The sequence below is a fragment of the Acinetobacter johnsonii genome (genome assembly GCF_048551975.1).
Lineage (GTDB): Bacteria > Pseudomonadota > Gammaproteobacteria > Pseudomonadales > Moraxellaceae > Acinetobacter > Acinetobacter johnsonii_A.
Genome location: NZ_JBIMCF010000117.1, coordinates 1 through 316, shown reverse-complemented (window position 1 = coordinate 316; position 316 = coordinate 1). Strand labels below are relative to the sequence as shown.

Below are 316 nucleotides of genomic sequence, written 5' to 3'. Positions count from 1 at the left end.
TTTCGGAGGTTTTTCTTTTTAAGGAATCACAACTTATGCTTTAGCTATAGACGCGTCTTAAAGATCAATCTTATCGCTGTCACTATAATGCATAATCCGTGCAACCGCAATAGCAGTAAACAACACAGGTAAACCCATTGCAATAAAGTTAAAGTGTGCAGGCAAATTCATTCCCAACAAACTACCTATTAAAATTGGTCCAATGATTGCACCCATACGGCCAATCGCAGACGACCACCCAATCCCAGTTGATCGAACAGCAAGCAGATAGTACTGAGCGACATAGCTATAAAGCAGCATTTGCGAACCAATGGAT

1 pseudogene is annotated in these 316 nt (G+C 40.8%); it reads right to left on the bottom strand.

What is annotated here, in order from left to right:
* Window positions 1-57: 57 nt before the first annotated feature.
* Window positions 58-316, bottom strand: a pseudogene (locus tag ACG9ZB_RS16870) (aromatic acid/H+ symport family MFS transporter); the annotation flags it as partial.